General features: G+C 66.9%; 9 protein-coding genes. 1 reads left to right on the top strand and 8 read right to left on the bottom strand.

The features are described 5' to 3' along the window. Position 1: 1 nt before the first annotated feature. The 8 genes from TVNIR_RS09390 to TVNIR_RS09355 all read right to left on the bottom strand — a co-directional run bounded on the left by TVNIR_RS09390 (position 2) and on the right by TVNIR_RS09355 (position 13,886). Positions 2-2,212 (bottom strand): type I secretion system permease/ATPase, encoded by a 2,211-nt coding sequence (locus tag TVNIR_RS09390; RefSeq protein WP_015258781.1) that lies wholly within the window; start codon positions 2,210-2,212, stop codon positions 2-4. Beyond that, positions 2,209-3,468: a TolC family protein gene (locus TVNIR_RS09385; protein WP_015258780.1), complete on the bottom strand. Its 1,260-nt coding sequence runs from the start codon at positions 3,466-3,468 to the stop codon at positions 2,209-2,211. Before TVNIR_RS09385 ends, TVNIR_RS09390 begins: the two co-directional genes overlap by 4 nt. Before the next feature lie 202 nt (positions 3,469-3,670). After that, positions 3,671-5,800 (bottom strand): Ig-like domain-containing protein, encoded by a 2,130-nt coding sequence (locus TVNIR_RS09380; protein ID WP_043739566.1) that lies wholly within the window; start codon positions 5,798-5,800, stop codon positions 3,671-3,673. Continuing rightward, positions 5,784-6,287, bottom strand: a complete 504-nt coding sequence (locus TVNIR_RS21265) for a BapA prefix-like domain-containing protein (RefSeq protein WP_157092247.1) — start codon at positions 6,285-6,287, stop codon at positions 5,784-5,786. The genes TVNIR_RS09380 and TVNIR_RS21265 overlap by 17 nt, the downstream gene beginning before the upstream one ends. 282 nt (positions 6,288-6,569) lie before the next feature. Beyond that, positions 6,570-7,169 carry an OmpA family protein gene (locus TVNIR_RS09370; RefSeq protein ID WP_157092246.1) on the bottom strand — a complete coding sequence of 200 codons (600 nt, stop codon included), beginning with the start codon at positions 7,167-7,169 and terminating at the stop codon, positions 6,570-6,572. A 1,302-nt stretch (positions 7,170-8,471) separates the two neighbouring features. Further along, positions 8,472-10,646 carry a RelA/SpoT family protein gene (locus tag TVNIR_RS09365; RefSeq protein ID WP_015258776.1) on the bottom strand — a complete coding sequence of 725 codons (2,175 nt, stop codon included), beginning with the start codon at positions 10,644-10,646 and terminating at the stop codon, positions 8,472-8,474. A gap of 40 nt (positions 10,647-10,686) precedes the next feature. After that, positions 10,687-13,182, bottom strand: a complete 2,496-nt coding sequence (locus TVNIR_RS09360; RefSeq protein WP_015258775.1) for an ABC transporter permease — start codon at positions 13,180-13,182, stop codon at positions 10,687-10,689. Continuing rightward, positions 13,179-13,886 carry an ABC transporter ATP-binding protein gene (locus tag TVNIR_RS09355; protein ID WP_015258773.1) on the bottom strand — a complete coding sequence of 236 codons (708 nt, stop codon included), beginning with the start codon at positions 13,884-13,886 and terminating at the stop codon, positions 13,179-13,181. Before TVNIR_RS09355 ends, TVNIR_RS09360 begins: the two co-directional genes overlap by 4 nt. Between TVNIR_RS09355 and TVNIR_RS09350 the strand changes: the two genes are divergently transcribed. After that, on the top strand, positions 13,885-14,580 hold the full coding sequence (locus tag TVNIR_RS09350; protein ID WP_015258774.1) for an arylesterase: 696 nt from the start codon (positions 13,885-13,887) through the stop codon (positions 14,578-14,580). The genes TVNIR_RS09355 and TVNIR_RS09350 overlap by 2 nt on opposite strands. Positions 14,581-14,947: the final 367 nt, after the last annotated feature.

Genomic DNA, 14,947 nt, shown 5'->3' with positions numbered 1-14,947 from the left:
GCTAGCCACCGCGTCGTGTTCCAGGGTTCGGACGTGCGGGCGTTCCCGATGCCAGACGTGCGAGAGCCTGCTTCTTGCTGTCGTCGAGTACGATGCGGCCCCGGTCGACGACGATGATCCGGTCGACGAGTTCCAGCACGCTGCGCCGATGGGTCGCGACCACGAGCGTCCGGCCTTGCGACCAGGCACCCAGGCTGGTGATCACCTGCCGCTCCGAAGCCTCGTCCAGCGCCGTCGTGGGTTCGTCGAGCAGCGCGATGCGTGGCTCGCGCAACATGAGCCGTGCGAGCAGAAGCGCCTGGCGCTGCCCGCCCGAGAGACCTTGTCCGCCTTCCTGGACGACGTGGTCCAGGCCGCTGGAGAGGCTGTTCAGCATCTCGCGTGCGCCCACCAGGGTCAAGGTCTCGAGCAGCGCCTCGTCGCGAGCGCCGGGGATCCCGAGCGTCAGGTTCTCGCGCACGGTGCCGTGGAACAAACGAGCATTCTGCGTAAGCAGTCCGACGTCGCGGCGCACGTCCGCAGGGTCCAGATGGGCGAGCCGTACACCGTCCAACAGCACCTGACCCTCAGAGGGTTCCAGCAGCCCGGACAGCGCCTGCAGCAGCGTCGATTTGCCGGCGCCGTTGCGGCCCAGCACGGCGATGCGCTCGCCCGGGCGAACGGTCAGCTCCTGTACCTGCAGCGCTGTCCCGGGTTCCTCGGCCGAGTAGCGGAAGGCTGCGTCCCGGAACCGATAGTGCCCGTTGAGTGCAGGCCGGTGTACGCGTTTGTCGCCTTCTGGATGGTCGACTGGCCGAGCCATGATCTGGTCCAGGCCCGAGAGGGCGATCCGGGCATGCTGCCAGCGGCTCAGCAACTGGTTCAGCTGGGCCATCGGTACCAGCATCCGCGATGCCAGGATCGACGCGGCGACCAGTGCCCCGGTCGTGAGATCTCCAGTCATGGCCATCGGCGCGCCGAACAGGATCACGACCGCGAACACGCCGGTCTGCACCGTCTGGCTCCAGGCCGTGAGCGAGTTGGTCAAGAAGCGCAGCTGCAGGTTGGTGTCGGTGGTCAGCGTGTTGTAGTGGTTCCACTGGTTCTGAAAGCGCGGTTCGGCTTGCAGGGACTTGATGTCGTCGACGCCCTGCACGGATTCGACCAGCAGCGCATTGCGCAGCGACGATTCCCGCATCGATGCGTGCGCGAGCTGGTTCAAACGCCTCTGGGACAGCAGGCCCGGGGTCACCAGTACCAGGAGACCGAGCAGCGGGATCAGCGCGAGCGGCCCTGCGAGATACCAGAACACGAACAGGAATAGAACGAAGAAAGGCATGTCCGCCAGCACCGACACGGTCGTCGAGGTCATCATCTCGCGGACCCGCTCGATCTCGCGGATCTGGTTGATGAAGGTGCCGGTCGATCGTGGGCGTACCGTGTTCTTCAACCGCAACGAGTGTCCGAAAATCCGGTCGGAGAGCCGCAGGTCGGCGCGTTTGCCCAGCACGTCGATCAGCCGGACCCGCGCTACCCGCATCGTCAGCTCGAATGTCAGAGCCAGCACGACCCCGCTGAACAGCACATACAAGGTCGGGAAGGACTCGGCGGGAATGACCCGGTCGTAGACCTGCATCGCGAACAACAGGCCGGCGAGCGACAGCGTGTTCGCGAGCAACGAGGCGACCATCACATGCCCGTAGGGGCGCAGGTCGCGCAGTACGATCTCGCGGAACCAGTGCTCGCGGTAGGGTGCGACGTACTCGTCCACGCGCGGATCGGCACCGGTCCGGGCGGGCCTGAGGGTCAGGATGCGGACGATCGAGTCTTCGATGCGGTCGCGGGGCAGGGGTTTCGATAGCCCCTGATCCTGAGGAAATGCAAGATAGTAGGCGTCGCCGTCGATTGACTCGAGCACGGCCACCTGCCTGTCCGAAAGTTCCACCACCAGGGGAAGCCGCCATGGTGTCGGCGCGTTCAGGGGCGGATGCTCGATCCTGAGGGACAGACCGAGTTGCCGGGCGATCGACTGCAGCACCCGGTCCGGGTCGTTGGCCCCGTGTTCCCAGGCCGTGGCCACCCGCACGTTCTCCTCGGAGAAGTCGCAGCGATAGTGGCGCGCGACCTGGAGAAAGGCATCGAGCCAGGGCTGGAAGGTTTCGATGCCCGATGGGGCTTCCGCTGCCAGAGTCTCCGCCTCGTCGGCAGCGCGGTTGACGTCGCCGGTACTCACGGCAGGACTTCGACCCCCTGGACCCGGGTGGTGTCGAGGGCGAACGCCTGGCGCAGTTCGCCGCCGCTGGCCAGGCAATCGACCTGGATGCGGCGCAGGTCGTAGACGGCGTTCAGCGCGTCGAAACGCGCCTGGTGATACTCCTGTTCGACGTTCAGAAGGTCGAGCAGCGAACGCGTACCGAGGGACAAATGCTGGGTGCGATACAGATCGCGGGTTTCGGCCAGATGCTCGATTCGGCGCTCGAGGGTCGCGATCCGGTCCTGTAGGTCCGCGGCCGTGCGCCGGGCGTCGTCGAGAACCTGCCTGGCGCGGATATGCACGGATTCGCCGGCCGCATCGGCCGCCTGTTGCCGGTATCGCGCCGCGGCCTGGTGGGCGCGGTTCGCGCCTCCGCGAAACAGGTCACTGCGCACGTTGAGCAAGACGCTGGACGCGGTCTGGTCGTCAAGGGCGCTGTCGAAGAAGCGGTCGACGCGAAGATCGAGCGAAACCGTGGGCAGGCCGGCGGCGCGGGCCGCATCCCGTTGCGCCTTGGCCTCCTCGCGGACGGCCCGGGCTGCTTGCATGCGGGGAAGGTCATCGATTTCGTCGCCGACGGTGGCACAGGCACGGGCGACCGGCGCCGGCAGATCCGGGTCGAGTACTTCGGGAGAGTCTAGCGGGACGTACACGCGCAGCCGGGACATCGCGTCGGCGAGGGCCGACGCGATCTCGGAACGAACCACCGCCGCCGCGTCCTGGCGGGCGGCCGCCTGGCGCACGTCGGACCGTGCCGCGGCGCCATCGCGGGCACGGCGCCGGGTCAGCTCCACCAGCGAGGAAACCCCCTGGACCTGGTCTTCGGCGACTGCCAGCAGCGCATGATTGCGCTGCACTTCGATCACGGCGTTGCCGGTATCCTCAGCCACCCGGTCCACCGCTTCCAGCAGTTCGGCGTGCCGGCGCTGCTTGCCGGCGCTTGCCTGATCCACCGCGCTGCCGGTCTTGTTGAAATCGTACAAGAGTTGGGACGCGGTGACGCTGGCGACGTTCACGTTGCGGTTGAGCGAGCTGTTGAACTCCGAGCGGGTGCCGACGGTGACCTGGGGGAAATAGGCGGAGCGCGCGACCGCGACCGCCTCGCCCTGTTCCAGCAATTGGGCAAGCGCCTCGGTGACCGAAGGGTCGGTTTCGACCGCCTGGGTGACCGCCGCGGTCATTCCGAGTGGCGGAGCCTGGTTCTGCGCCATGAGCGGCGCGGCGATCAGCAGCATGCTAGCGCCGGCCGCGGGTAAGATGCGGGGAACACGCATTGTCAGCACCATGAGGGTCTCGCGATGGGCGGCCGGGCAGCCCCCGGCGGCGCGACCGGCCGCCGGTCCGCCGCCGGGAACAAGATTGGCCCAGAATGCGGCGGGCCAGCCGCAAGGAGATTTCCGGCTGTGGCCCGCGCAGGGTGGACGTCCAGTGCCGAGCTTATACCATCGATAGGTGGTTTTGGTCCATGTCGTCCGCGGTGCCGGGAGGTGGGCCTTCGTCATGGTACTCGACCGTCATCGGGTCGGACTCGGCCCCGGACGGTGCGGGTTCACCTGCGGCGGATCCGCTGGCTTCATCTCCCATCGGAGTCGTATCGGGGCCCGGATCCTCGTCCATCAGCGCCTGCATCTCGGGGAGCGATTCCTCATCCGCTTCGGAGCCGCCTTCACTGGCTTCGTCGACGGAAGAATCCTCCATCGCTGCGAGCACGACCGCGTCACCGTCGGCCTGCGTGTCCATCGGCTGGATCGGCACTTCCTCTGCCTCGATGGTGATCGTCAGGGTGGCCTCCGCGGTATCGCCGTTGGGGTGCGTCAGCTTGTAGGTAAAGGTATCCGTCTGGCCGATGCCCTGGGCATCCGGGTTTGGCTCGTAGCGGTAGTTGCCGCTCGCATCGATGAACAGGGAACCGTATTCCCCCTGCACCGTCCGGCCTTCCGGGCCGACGACGACGAAGATCCCGCTCTCGGTCAGGATGCTGATGCTGGTGTCGGCGTGGCCCGGAATGTCGGGGCGGCCCTGGTCGCCGGGATCGGTGATCACGTTGCCGGTGATCGGAGAAACGCCGACCACGTCGAACTCATCGGGATTCACGAGGAACAGCTGGACGTCGGTCAGCGATGCACTGCTCAGCAGGCTCAGCACCGACGACTGCGAGAGTACCAGCTTGTATTCGCCGGGCGGCAGGCCGCTCTCGGCAACGGAACCGCTGGTTCCGAACAGCCCGAGCAGGTCGAGGCCCAGCAGAAACGGGTCGCCGTCCCATTCGCCGACCTTGACGAAGTTCCCGAACTCGTCCTTGCGCTGGAGTTCGACATGCAGGTCGTTGCCCAGGACTTGCAACAGAGAGGCGCTTTGTGCGCCGAAGGACAGAGCGCCGACGCTGCCTTCCGGCACCGTAAACTCGAGCTCATCGCTGTCGGTGCCCAAGAGAAACAACACGTTCGAAACCTCGAGGTCGTCGAGCTCCTGGGTCTCGAACGCGGGCTGGATCTGGATTCCAGCGGACGCCGAATTGTCGAACGCGAACAACGACGGGACGGCGAAGTCGGCGGGGTCGGATTCGCGGCCCTGGGCATCGCGCGCGGTGGCCTGGCCCTCGACGCCGACGCTGCTGCCGCCGGGGAAATCCGACGCCGGCACGAACCAATTGCCGGACGCATCCACCGAAGCGACGATTGGGGCACCCTGGTCATCGAGCAGGGGGTGGCCGTCGGCATCGTTCAGATGCACGGTCGTACCGACTTCGGCGGTACCGCCGACGCCCTCGAAGTCCGCCTGGGTGATGATCGGTGCATCCGGACCCTCGTCCGTCAGATCGGGGGCGAACACGATGCCGGGCAGCGATTCGACGCCGGCGTCGTTGACGATCCGAACTTCGAGCCGCTCGCCTTCGACGAACGGCTGCGCAAGGTGAACTTCGAAGGTGCCATCCGGGTTGACGAGGGCGTTACCGACAATGTTGCCCTGCGGATCGCGCACGACCGCCGTCAGGCCCGGGGTCCCCTTGCCGGTGACCATCGTGCCCTCGTCGTTGATCGCGAGATCCTCGGGCGGGGCAGGCCGGTCATCGGGCGGGTCGACGTCGGTTGGCGCGTCGACGAATACGGCGTCCGATTCGAGCCCGGTGTCGTCGTCCCTCAGGCGGACCTCGAGCTGTTCACCGTCGGTGAACGCCTGGTCCAGCAGCACCCGGAAGGTCCCGTCGCCGCGAACCTGCGCCTCGCCGACAATCTGGCCATCGGGGTTGCGCACCACCGCCACCAGGCCGGCTTCGCCTTCGCCCGTCACCACGGTGCCGTCGTCACTGACCTCGACGTTCTCGGGTGGGTTCGGTCGTTCCGCGGGGTCGATATCGGGTGCCTGTATTTCGAGCTGGTCGAGTACTGCGCCGTCCGCGTCATGCAGCGCGAGCATCAGGGTTTCCCCCCCGGTGAACGCTTCGTCCCACTCCAGATGGAACTGCCCCTGGTCGTCGACGTCGCCTTCGGCGAGGGGTGTGCCGTCGGGTGACCGAATCACCACCGTCAGATCGGGATGTCCCTCCCAGTCAACCAACTGACCCATCGCTTCCCGTCCGGAGTCTGCGATCGAAGCGCTCTCGAACCGGGGGTTGCGGGGACCGTCCGAGCTGCTCGAGCCCGCTGCGGCCGCCGCTGCCAATGCACCGAGCGCCAGTAGGGCTGCGGCTCCGGCGCCACCTTCGTCCTCTGCTACCAGAAGCCCGGTCAATTCGTTGATCTCGGTGAACGAGAACTCGGCCCAGGGTTCTTCGTACTGGCCCCACCAGAGAACCCCGTTGCTGTCCTCGGAGGATCAGTTCGTGGCGCCCTTCGGCCGGCGCGAAGAACCCGTCTACCGTGATCTCGCGTCCCGACTTAAGCAGGATGACCAGATCGTCGCCGATCTGGCGGAACGAAGCCACCTCCTCGGGCCCTACCGGGAGCTGGACAATACTCGCCGGTGCCTGCGTTAGTGCGAGCGCATCGATTGCGACTTCCGAGGATGCGCCGGTCGCCTTGTCGACAACGATTACTTCAGTAGAAGGCCGCATTCACTCACCTCTCGTTATGGTCGTTGGGTAGGCAATGCGACTGACAGCCGTCAGCAGCATGTGCACGGCTACCCGATTTCTTCTGGAAACCGTTTCCTGCCGCAGGCGGGTGATGCCGTTCGTTCGCAGGCCGGCTGATGTAGGTTCGGTTCGACGTCTTGGAGGATACCCAACCCATCGGTGCGAAGGTCCGCGTGTCATGCGTGGGATGAAACTCCGAGACTCCGATCTCTGTCACGGCACCTTGTAGGGCGCCGGCGCGCGGCCGGACGCCGGCGGAGATCACTCGGGCACCTCGCGCGGCGCTGCGCGTTCGACGACCTGCACCTCGACGCGGCGATTGGGTTGCAGGCAGTTCTTCAGTTGCTGGGTCACCTGGAATCCCTCGCAGAACACCAGAGGTTCTCGATGGCCGCGCCCTTCGGCCACCATGGACCTACGGGGCAGGCCGCGGGTAGCAAGGTAGGTACGCACGGCATTGGCACGGCGTTCGGAAAGCCCCTGGTTGTACGCGGGGTCGCCGATCCGGTCGGTGTGTCCGACGAGCGTGATCATGGGATCCGTGTATTCGTTCCTCAAGTGCTCGGCAACGCGATCGAGCTCGCGGCGCCCGTCCGGGGTGATATGGTCGCTGTCGAACTCGAACAGGACGTCCGCGCCCAGCGTGAGAACCTCGAACTCCGGGATGCGGGGCGGAACCCCCAGCTCATCGAATATGCGCTCACAGGCAAAGCGCCTCCAGGAGGTTTCGGCAACGTTGCGATTCCGGTCGAAACGCACCCGGAACTGGCAGACCAGGACATCGGTCCCGTCCGCGATGGGGAGATTGATGTTGTAGAACCAGTCGACGCCTGCCCTGCGCGACGCCTGGCTTTCGGGCATACCCAACCGATCCAGGACCCTTGCCTGCGGTGTTCCCGGGACCAGTTCAAGAAGCGTTGTTTTCTCGATGTCCTCGCCGATTCGCAGGAATCCTTCGCCCAGCCGCGAAACGGGAACTTCAAGATCGGGAAACGCACTGGCGACCCTGTCGGGAATGACGGCGAATGCGATCAATCCGACCAAGGCCAGCGAAACAATCCGGTGTTCTTTTAGTGATGGCCCCACAACTCCCCCCTTCAGATTCCGATGATCGACATTCGTGGGAACTCTCAACGAGCGCCCCGCATTTCGGGGGACCCCAAGCGTGTGTCGTACGAAAGTTTGCGCAGAAAGGATCTTCCAGCGGGGTCGTGTTGTCAACACCAGGACGGGCTGAGAAACGAAGGTTTTTTTCCGTGTAGAGAAGAGCTTGCATAAGGAGAAGAACAGTATAGTTTGACTGACCTTATCAGTAGTGACGATAGCAAGAACGAACTAATCACAAAGAGTCACCTGATTATCACGGAACCTCCGCAGCGAGCACGACAGACGTTCCGTCTCGGTGGTCATTGCGAGCGTCGCTTGTCACTCCTGCCCGTAGCGCATTGAACAGCCGCGGGCTGGCCCGCAGGGTGAGCGCAGCGAATAATCCAGGCGGCGCGGGGAGGACTAACGCCGTTTGGATCGCCACGTTGCTTCGCGCCTCGCGATGACGGTGGTTTCGATGACGGCCCGTTCCAATTTGCGGAGCTTCCCTGATAATCAGGTAGCCGGGAGGACGAACTCCGTATGGATTGCCACGTTGCTTCGCGCCTCGCGATGACGGTGGTTTCGATGACGGCCCGTTCCAATTTGCGGAGCTTCCCTGATGATCAGGTAGCCGGGAGGACGAACTCCGTATGGATTGCCACGTCCCGCCATGCTGCGCTCGCGGCCAAAGGCTTCGCGCCTCGCGATGACGGTGGTTACGAGACGGCCCGTTCCAGATTGCGGAGCATCGGTGATAATCAGGAAGAGTCATAAGGGCCTTCGTGCCAGTGGGCGGGGACGAGGTCAATTGAGTACAGCCGGCCGGCGAGGGTCGGGATTTCGTCTACGTCCGTGCGCCGGAGGGTCTGGAAGAACCCCCGGCTGGAGAACGGGCAACCATTGATGCGATCCGGCCGCGTGGGCTGCACTGCAAGCAGCGTCGTCACCTTGCCTGCCGGTTGTCGAGGGGTGTGGGGCGGGGTCTACGGGAAGTAGTCAGGGCGGGAATGATCGGCGTGCACGCCAGACAGCGCATCCGTGCGGCGCCCATGCCGCGGTGCTGGCCGTTCAGGGTTAGCGAGCAGAGGTGGTGGCGACGCTGGAACGCCGGTGAACGCTGTAGACATTGGCCAGCGACTGGATCCGGTCGAACAGACCGCTGAGCTGGCTCAGGCTTTCGACCTCGGCGGTCAGTTCCATGCGCACCGACCGGTCGATCGGATCGGTGCGCGTCTGGACCGCGAGCAGGTTCACGTTCGCGTTCGCGAACACGTTGCTGATGTCGCGCAACAGCCCGGGCCGGTCCTGTGCGTCGACCAGCAGGTCGACCGCCTGGGTCGGCGGTTCCTGACCCCAGCTCACCGCGATCAGGCGCGAGCGCTTCTCGTCCGGCAGGCGCAGGACGTTCACGCAGTCGCGCCGGTGCACCGACACGCCCTTGCCGCGGGTGATGAAACCGATGATCGCGTCGCCGGGCACCGGCTTGCAGCAATTCGCGAGCGTGGTCAGCAGCCCGCCGACGCCGCGGATGTGGATGTCGCCGCCGCCGGCCGGCGTGCCATCGTTGACCGGCCGGCGGCGCGGGCGCGGGGCCAGGATCGGCGTCGCCGCGTCGACCTGCAGCTTCTGCGCGACCTGCGCGGTGGTCAGATCGCCGGCGCCGAGCGCGACCAGCATGTCCTCGGAGCGCCGATAGCCGAGCTTGGTCGCGAGTTCGTCGTGGTCCACCTGGCTCACGCCGAGACGCTGGCACTCGCGGTCCAGCAGGTTGCGCCCGTTCGCCAGATGTTCCTCCTGGTTCTGCTGACGGAACCAGCTGCGCGCCTTGTTGCGCGCGCGGGTGGTATGCAGGTAGCCGAGCGCCGGGTTGAGCCAGTCGCGGCTCGGACCACCCTGGCGCGTGGTCAGGATCTCGACGCGCTGGCCGGAACGCAGGCGGTAGGTCAGCGGTACGATGCGTCCGTCGACCTTCGCCCCGCGGCAGCGGTGGCCTACCTCGGTGTGCACCCCGTAGGCGAAGTCCAGCGGTGTGGCGCCGGCCGGCAGGTCGAGCACCTCGCCGCGCGGGGTCAGCACGAACACCCGCTGGTGCAGCATCTCGCTCTGGAATTCCTCCAGCAGGTTCTGGTCGTCGCCATCGGATTCGAGCAGCTGGCGCAGCGAATTGATGGCCCTGGCCAGCGCCAGATCCTCGCGGCCGCCTTCCTTGTAGCGCCAGTGCGCCGCGACCCCGAGCTCGGCGAATTCATGCATCGCGCGGGTCCGGATCTGCACTTCGACGACCTTGCCCTCGGGCCCGACCACTGCGGTATGCAACGACTGGTAGCCGTTGTCCTTCGGGTTGGCGATGTAGTCGTCGAACTCGCGCGGCAGGTGCGGCCACTGGTTGTGCACGATCCCGAGCACGGTGTAGCAGGCGGAGAGGTCGTCGACGATCACACGCGTCGCGCGCAGGTCGGTCAATTCTTCCAGTGCCAGTTGCTTCTTCTGCATCTTGCGCCAGATGCTGTAGATGTGCTTCGGGCGGCCGTACACGCGGGCCTGGATGCCTTCCGCCTTCAGCGCCGATTCCAGCGTTCGCGTGAAGGTCTCGACATATGCTTCCCGGGCACGGCGGTTCGCATCGAGCCCGTTCGCGATCGCGCGGTACGCCTCGGGTTCCAGGATGCGCAGCGACAGGTCTTCCATCTCCCACTTCAGCGAGCCGATCCCGAGGCGGTTCGCCAGTGGCGCGATCACGTCCAGGGTCTCCTGGGCGAGCAGCTTCGTACCGGGTTCCATCTGCTTCACCGCCAGGCGCAGGTTCTGCAGGCGAAACGCGAACTTGATCAGCACCGCGCGCACGTCATCGACCATTGCCAGCAGCATGCGCCGCAGCCGCTCGGCCTGTTCGGGCCGCCCGGTCGGGGCCTCGAAGCGACGCCGCACCAGTTCGCTGACGTTTTCGGCCAGGCGCGCGACCACCTCGCCGAACTGCTGACTCATCTGTTCGTGCGTCAGACGCCGGGCAAACACCGCGGGAATCAGCAGCGTCGCAATCAGCGTCTGGCGATCGACGTTCAGCCGGCGCAGCATCTCCGCAACGTCCAGCGGGTGCGCCTGCAGCCCGGATTGGTCGACCGAGTCGAGCGCATAGTGGATGGCCGCCGAGACCTGGACGTCCGGGGTTTCGGACCCGGAAAAGTGGCGTGCAAGCGCCTCGCGCTCGAGTCCCTGCAGCTTCTGGTCGGTCAGCAGTGAGTGACGCATCGGCTCAGTATATCCACGCAGGCCGCGAAAGCACGCCAGCTCATTCCGGGCCGCGCAGCACCGTCAGCGGCGCCTGGTGCAGCACCTGGCGCGTGCCCAGCCATCCGGCCAGCCCGATGCCCAGTGCACCGCCACCGATGCCCAACACGAACGTCATCGGATTGACCGCGTAGTCGAAGCCGAACACCTGCCAGGCCAGCAGTGCTCCGACCGCGCTGGCGATCACCGCGGCGAGCAGGCCCGAGAGCAGCCCCAGCGTGCCGAACTCGGCCAGCAGCGCGTTGCGAATCTGTGGCCGGCGCGCTCCCAGCGTACGCAGCAGCGCCGTCTCGCGCCGACGTACCTCGCGGGTCGCCTGCACGGCCGCGTAGAGGACCGTCAGCCCCGCGAACAGCGTGAACAGGAAGACGTACTCGACCGCGCGCGTGGCCTGGTCGATCACGCTCCGGACCTGGGCCAGCAGCGCCGCGACGTCGATCGCGGTCACCGCCGGAAATTCCCGCAGCCAGCGGTTCTTGTCCGCCTCGCGTTCCGGGGGCAGATGGAGGCTGGTGATGTAGGTGCGCGGCTGGTCCGAGAGCAGCGCTGGCGGGCCGATCACGAAAAAGTTCACTTGGAAACTGTCCCAGTCGACGTCGCGGACGCTGGTGATACGCCCGCTCACCGGAACCCCGGCAACGCGGAAGGTGAGCTCGTCCCCGAGATCCAGTCCGAAACGCTCCATCAGGCCACTTTCTACGGACCATTCGTCGCCCGTGCTGTGGTCGAACCAACGCCCCGCGGCGAGGCGGTTGTGACTCGGCATGGCCTCGGCATGGGAGAGGTTGAACTCCCGTTCCAGCAGGCGGCGGGCGCGTTCGTCGGCGAAATCCTCGGCCCGTACCCGCTCGCCGTTCACCGCGACCAGCCGGCCGCGGATCATCGGTTCCATCTGTGGGCGCGGCAGCCCGGAGGCCGCGACGCGGTCCGCGAAGGCCTGTTCCTCGCCCGGCTGGATGTTGATGAAGAACAGGTTCGGCGCATCGGGCGGGATATTCCGTTCCCAGGCCGCGAGCAGGTCGACGCGCACGATCGCGAGCAAGAGCAGCGCGAGGATCCCGATGCTGAAGGCGACCATCTGGATCGCGCTCAACCCGCCCCGGCGCGACAGGTTCGCGAGTCCGAAGCGCAGCGCCATCGTGCCGCGGTCGCGCAATGGCCGGAGCAGCACGATCAGCACCAGGCCGAGCGCCCCGAGCAGCAGCAGCGCCAGCACGGTACCCAGCAGCACCCAGAGCGCGAGCGCCGGGTCCGCCGCCTGCCAGTAGAGCAGGGCGCCGAAGGTCAGCAGCGCGAGCAACCCGGACAGCCATACCGACACTGGTGGCAGGCCCAGATCGCGGCGCAGCACGCGCAGCGGCGGGACGCGGCCGATGCGCAGCAGCGCCGGCAGCGCGAAGCCGGCGGCGGTCACCAGCCCGACTCCGAGCCCCGCGGCGACCGGCCGCATGCCCGGCGGCGGCAGCCCGGTGGCCAGCCATTCGCCGAGCAACGTGCTCAGCACGAATTGCGCCGCGAAGCCCAGTGCCAGCCCGATGCCGCTGGCGAGCGCCGCGATCGCCAGTACGCGCAGGAAGAACAGGCGCAGCACGCGCCGTCCGCGGGCGCCCAGCGCGCGCATCACCGCAGCCGCATCGGCGCGTTGTTCGGCGTAATGGTGGGCGGCCACCGCGATCGCGGCCCCGGCGAGCAGCACCGCCATCAGCGACGCGAGCCCGAGGAAGCGGCGCGCGCGGTTCACGGCCTCGCGTAGTTCCGGGTTGGCGTCCTCGAGGTCGAGCAGGCGCTGCCCGGCGTCGAGTTCCGTCTGCATCCAGCCGCGGAAATCCTGCACCGCAGCGGGCGGCCCGGCGACCAGGAGTTGATAATGCACGCGGCTGCCCGGTCCGATCAATCCGGTTCGGTCGAGGTCGTCGAAATGGATCAGCAGGCGAGGTGCGATATCGAACAGGTTGCTGCCGCGGTCGGGTTCCAGCAACAGTTGCGCGTCGATCGCCAGCGGCAGCCGGCCCAGTTCGACACTGGCGCCGGGTGCGATCTCCAGCGCCTGCAACACGGCCCCGTCGGCCCATGCCGTGCCTGGCGTGGGGCCACGCGTACGTTCCTCCGGCTGCGGGTCGCCCGCGACCTGCGCCGCGCCGCGCAGTGGCCAGCCCGGATCGACGGCGCGCACCGACACCAGCAGCGACTCGTCGTCCGGGGTGAACAGCACGCTGGGCAGGGTCGCGCTGCGGATCGATTCGAGGCCGAGCGCGCGCGCTTCGCTGCGCCAGCGCTCGGGCATCGGCGCGTCCGAGACCACGGCCAGGTCGCCGCCCAGCAGCGTTGCGGCCTGCTGTTCCATCCCGCGGTCGACGCGGTCGGTGAAAAAACCCACTGCGGCGACCGCGGCGACCGCGACCACCAGCGCGGCGGCGAGCACCCGCAGCTCCGGGCTGCGCCATTCGCGCAGGGTATCGCGCAGGAAGCCGTACAGGCGCGAGCGGCCGGCGCTCATGCCAGGATCCCGTCCTGGAGGTGGATCACGCGGTCGCAGCGCTCGGCCAGCGCCGGGTCATGGGTGACCAGCACCATCGCGGCCCCGGTGCCCGCATCGCCCGAGCCGGCCAGGCGGAACAGCAGGTCGATGATGCGGGTGCCGGTGTCGGCGTCGAGGTTGCCGGTGGGCTCGTCGGCGAACAGCACTGCCGGGCGGTCCACGATCGCCCGCGCAATGGCCACCCGCTGTTGTTCGCCGCCGGAGAGCTGATACGGGTAGTGCGCTGCGCGCGCGGCCAGCCCGACCTGATCCAGCGCTTCTCGCGCCCGCGCGGTGATTGCCGTCGACGCCAGGCCATCGTGGGCGGGGTTGAGTTCGAGCGGCAATACCACGTTCTCCAAAGCGGTCAGTGCCGGCAGCAACTGGAACGACTGGAACACGAAGCCGACGCTTCCTGCGCGCAGCGCCGCGCGACCGTCCTCGTCGAGTTGGCCGATGTTCTCGCCGAGCAGGCGAACTTCTCCGGCACTCGGAGCGTCCAGACCGGCAAGGAGTCCCAGCAAGGTCGACTTGCCCGAGCCGGAGGCGCCGAGGATCGCAACGCTCTCGCCCGGCGCGACCGCGAGCGTGATTCCGCGCAGAATGTCCAGCGGGCCGCTGGGTCCGTCGATCCGCTTTTCCAGGCCCTGTGCCTGCACGATGGAGTTCGAGGTTGCATCCATGTTCCGTTTCCTGATCGCTGTCGCGAGAGCAATGGTACTGGCACTGACGGTGGCCGCGGGGGCGGCGTTGCCATGGACTGTCGTCGCCGCCGGAAATGCCTCGGATCCGGAGGTGCCCCATCGGCTGCTGGTCTTCGGAGACTCGCTCAGCGCGGCCCACGGGATCGCCGGAGACGCCGGCTGGGTGACGTTGCTGGAACGACGCCTGATGGACCGGGATGCGGCCTGGAAGGTTCACAATGCCTCGGTAGGCGGGGAGACCACCGCCGGCGGCCGAACCCGCCTGCCGACCGTGCTGGAGGATTTTCGTCCCGATCTCGTGATTCTCGAACTCGGCGGCAACGACGGCCTGCGCGGGCTGTCGCTGCGCGCGATGCGCGCGAACCTCGAGGCGATGCTGGACGCGATCGATGCGGCCGGCGCGCAGGTGCTGCTGGTCGGGATCGAGATCCCGCCCAACTACGGCCCGCGGTACACGGAACGATTCTCCGGAATCTTCGCCGAACTGGCCGAGGCGCGCGCGTTGCCACTATTGCCGTTCCTGCTCGACGGGGTCGCGCTGGATGCCGATCTGATGCTGGACGACGGCATCCACCCCGCTGCCGGTGCCCAGCCACGCATCCTGAAAAACGTCTGGGCGGAGCTCGAACCGCTGATCGTCCGGATCGAGCCGGAAGGTGTTCCGCAATCGTGACATCGGGACCCGAAACGCCAGGACCTCAACGCGTCGTTTCCCCCTTTCCGGACGGGGGCTCACCGGGCGGTGGCCCGGCTGCCGCCTCGCCCTCGGGCCGGCGGCCGATCGGGTAGCTGCCGACCGGACAGAATAATTGACGTCAGACATTCCGCCACGGTCGCGGTGAAGAGTATCGCGGCCAAAGTGCCAAGCAGAGCTGCGAACGCCGCCGCGCCCCGTATTGAGTGACGGTACCGTGTAAAGGACGTCTTCGTGCTCCTGACCGAAACGTGAGACTTCGCCGACCTTGCGATGTCTGCGAATTACGACTAACCCGTCTGGGATTGGAGGTTCTATGGCTACAACCGCCCCAGATGACCACACA

Origin of the sequence: Thioalkalivibrio nitratireducens DSM 14787 (genome assembly GCF_000321415.2) — a bacterium.
Lineage (GTDB): Bacteria > Pseudomonadota > Gammaproteobacteria > Ectothiorhodospirales > Ectothiorhodospiraceae > Thioalkalivibrio > Thioalkalivibrio nitratireducens.
The sequence above is the reverse complement of the archived record's forward strand: the minus strand, read 5'-3'. Positions and strand labels throughout refer to the sequence as shown.

Coding starts and splice junctions, on each gene's coding strand:
- TVNIR_RS09370 (WP_157092246.1), bottom strand. CDS start 7,169: ATGCCCGAAAGCCAGGCGTCGCGCAGGGCAGGCGTCGACTGGTTCTAC.
- TVNIR_RS09365 (WP_015258776.1), bottom strand. CDS start 10,646: ATGCGTCACTCACTGCTGACCGACCAGAAGCTGCAGGGACTCGAGCGC.
- TVNIR_RS09350 (WP_015258774.1), top strand. CDS start 13,885: ATGTTCCGTTTCCTGATCGCTGTCGCGAGAGCAATGGTACTGGCACTG.
- TVNIR_RS21265 (WP_157092247.1), bottom strand. CDS start 6,287: ATGCGGCCTTCTACTGAAGTAATCGTTGTCGACAAGGCGACCGGCGCA.
- TVNIR_RS09385 (WP_015258780.1), bottom strand. CDS start 3,468: ATGCTGCTGATCGCCGCGCCGCTCATGGCGCAGAACCAGGCTCCGCCA.
- TVNIR_RS09360 (WP_015258775.1), bottom strand. CDS start 13,182: ATGAGCGCCGGCCGCTCGCGCCTGTACGGCTTCCTGCGCGATACCCTG.
- TVNIR_RS09355 (WP_015258773.1), bottom strand. CDS start 13,886: ATGGATGCAACCTCGAACTCCATCGTGCAGGCACAGGGCCTGGAAAAG.
- TVNIR_RS09380 (WP_043739566.1), bottom strand. CDS start 5,800: ATGGGTCAGTTGGTTGACTGGGAGGGACATCCCGATCTGACGGTGGTG.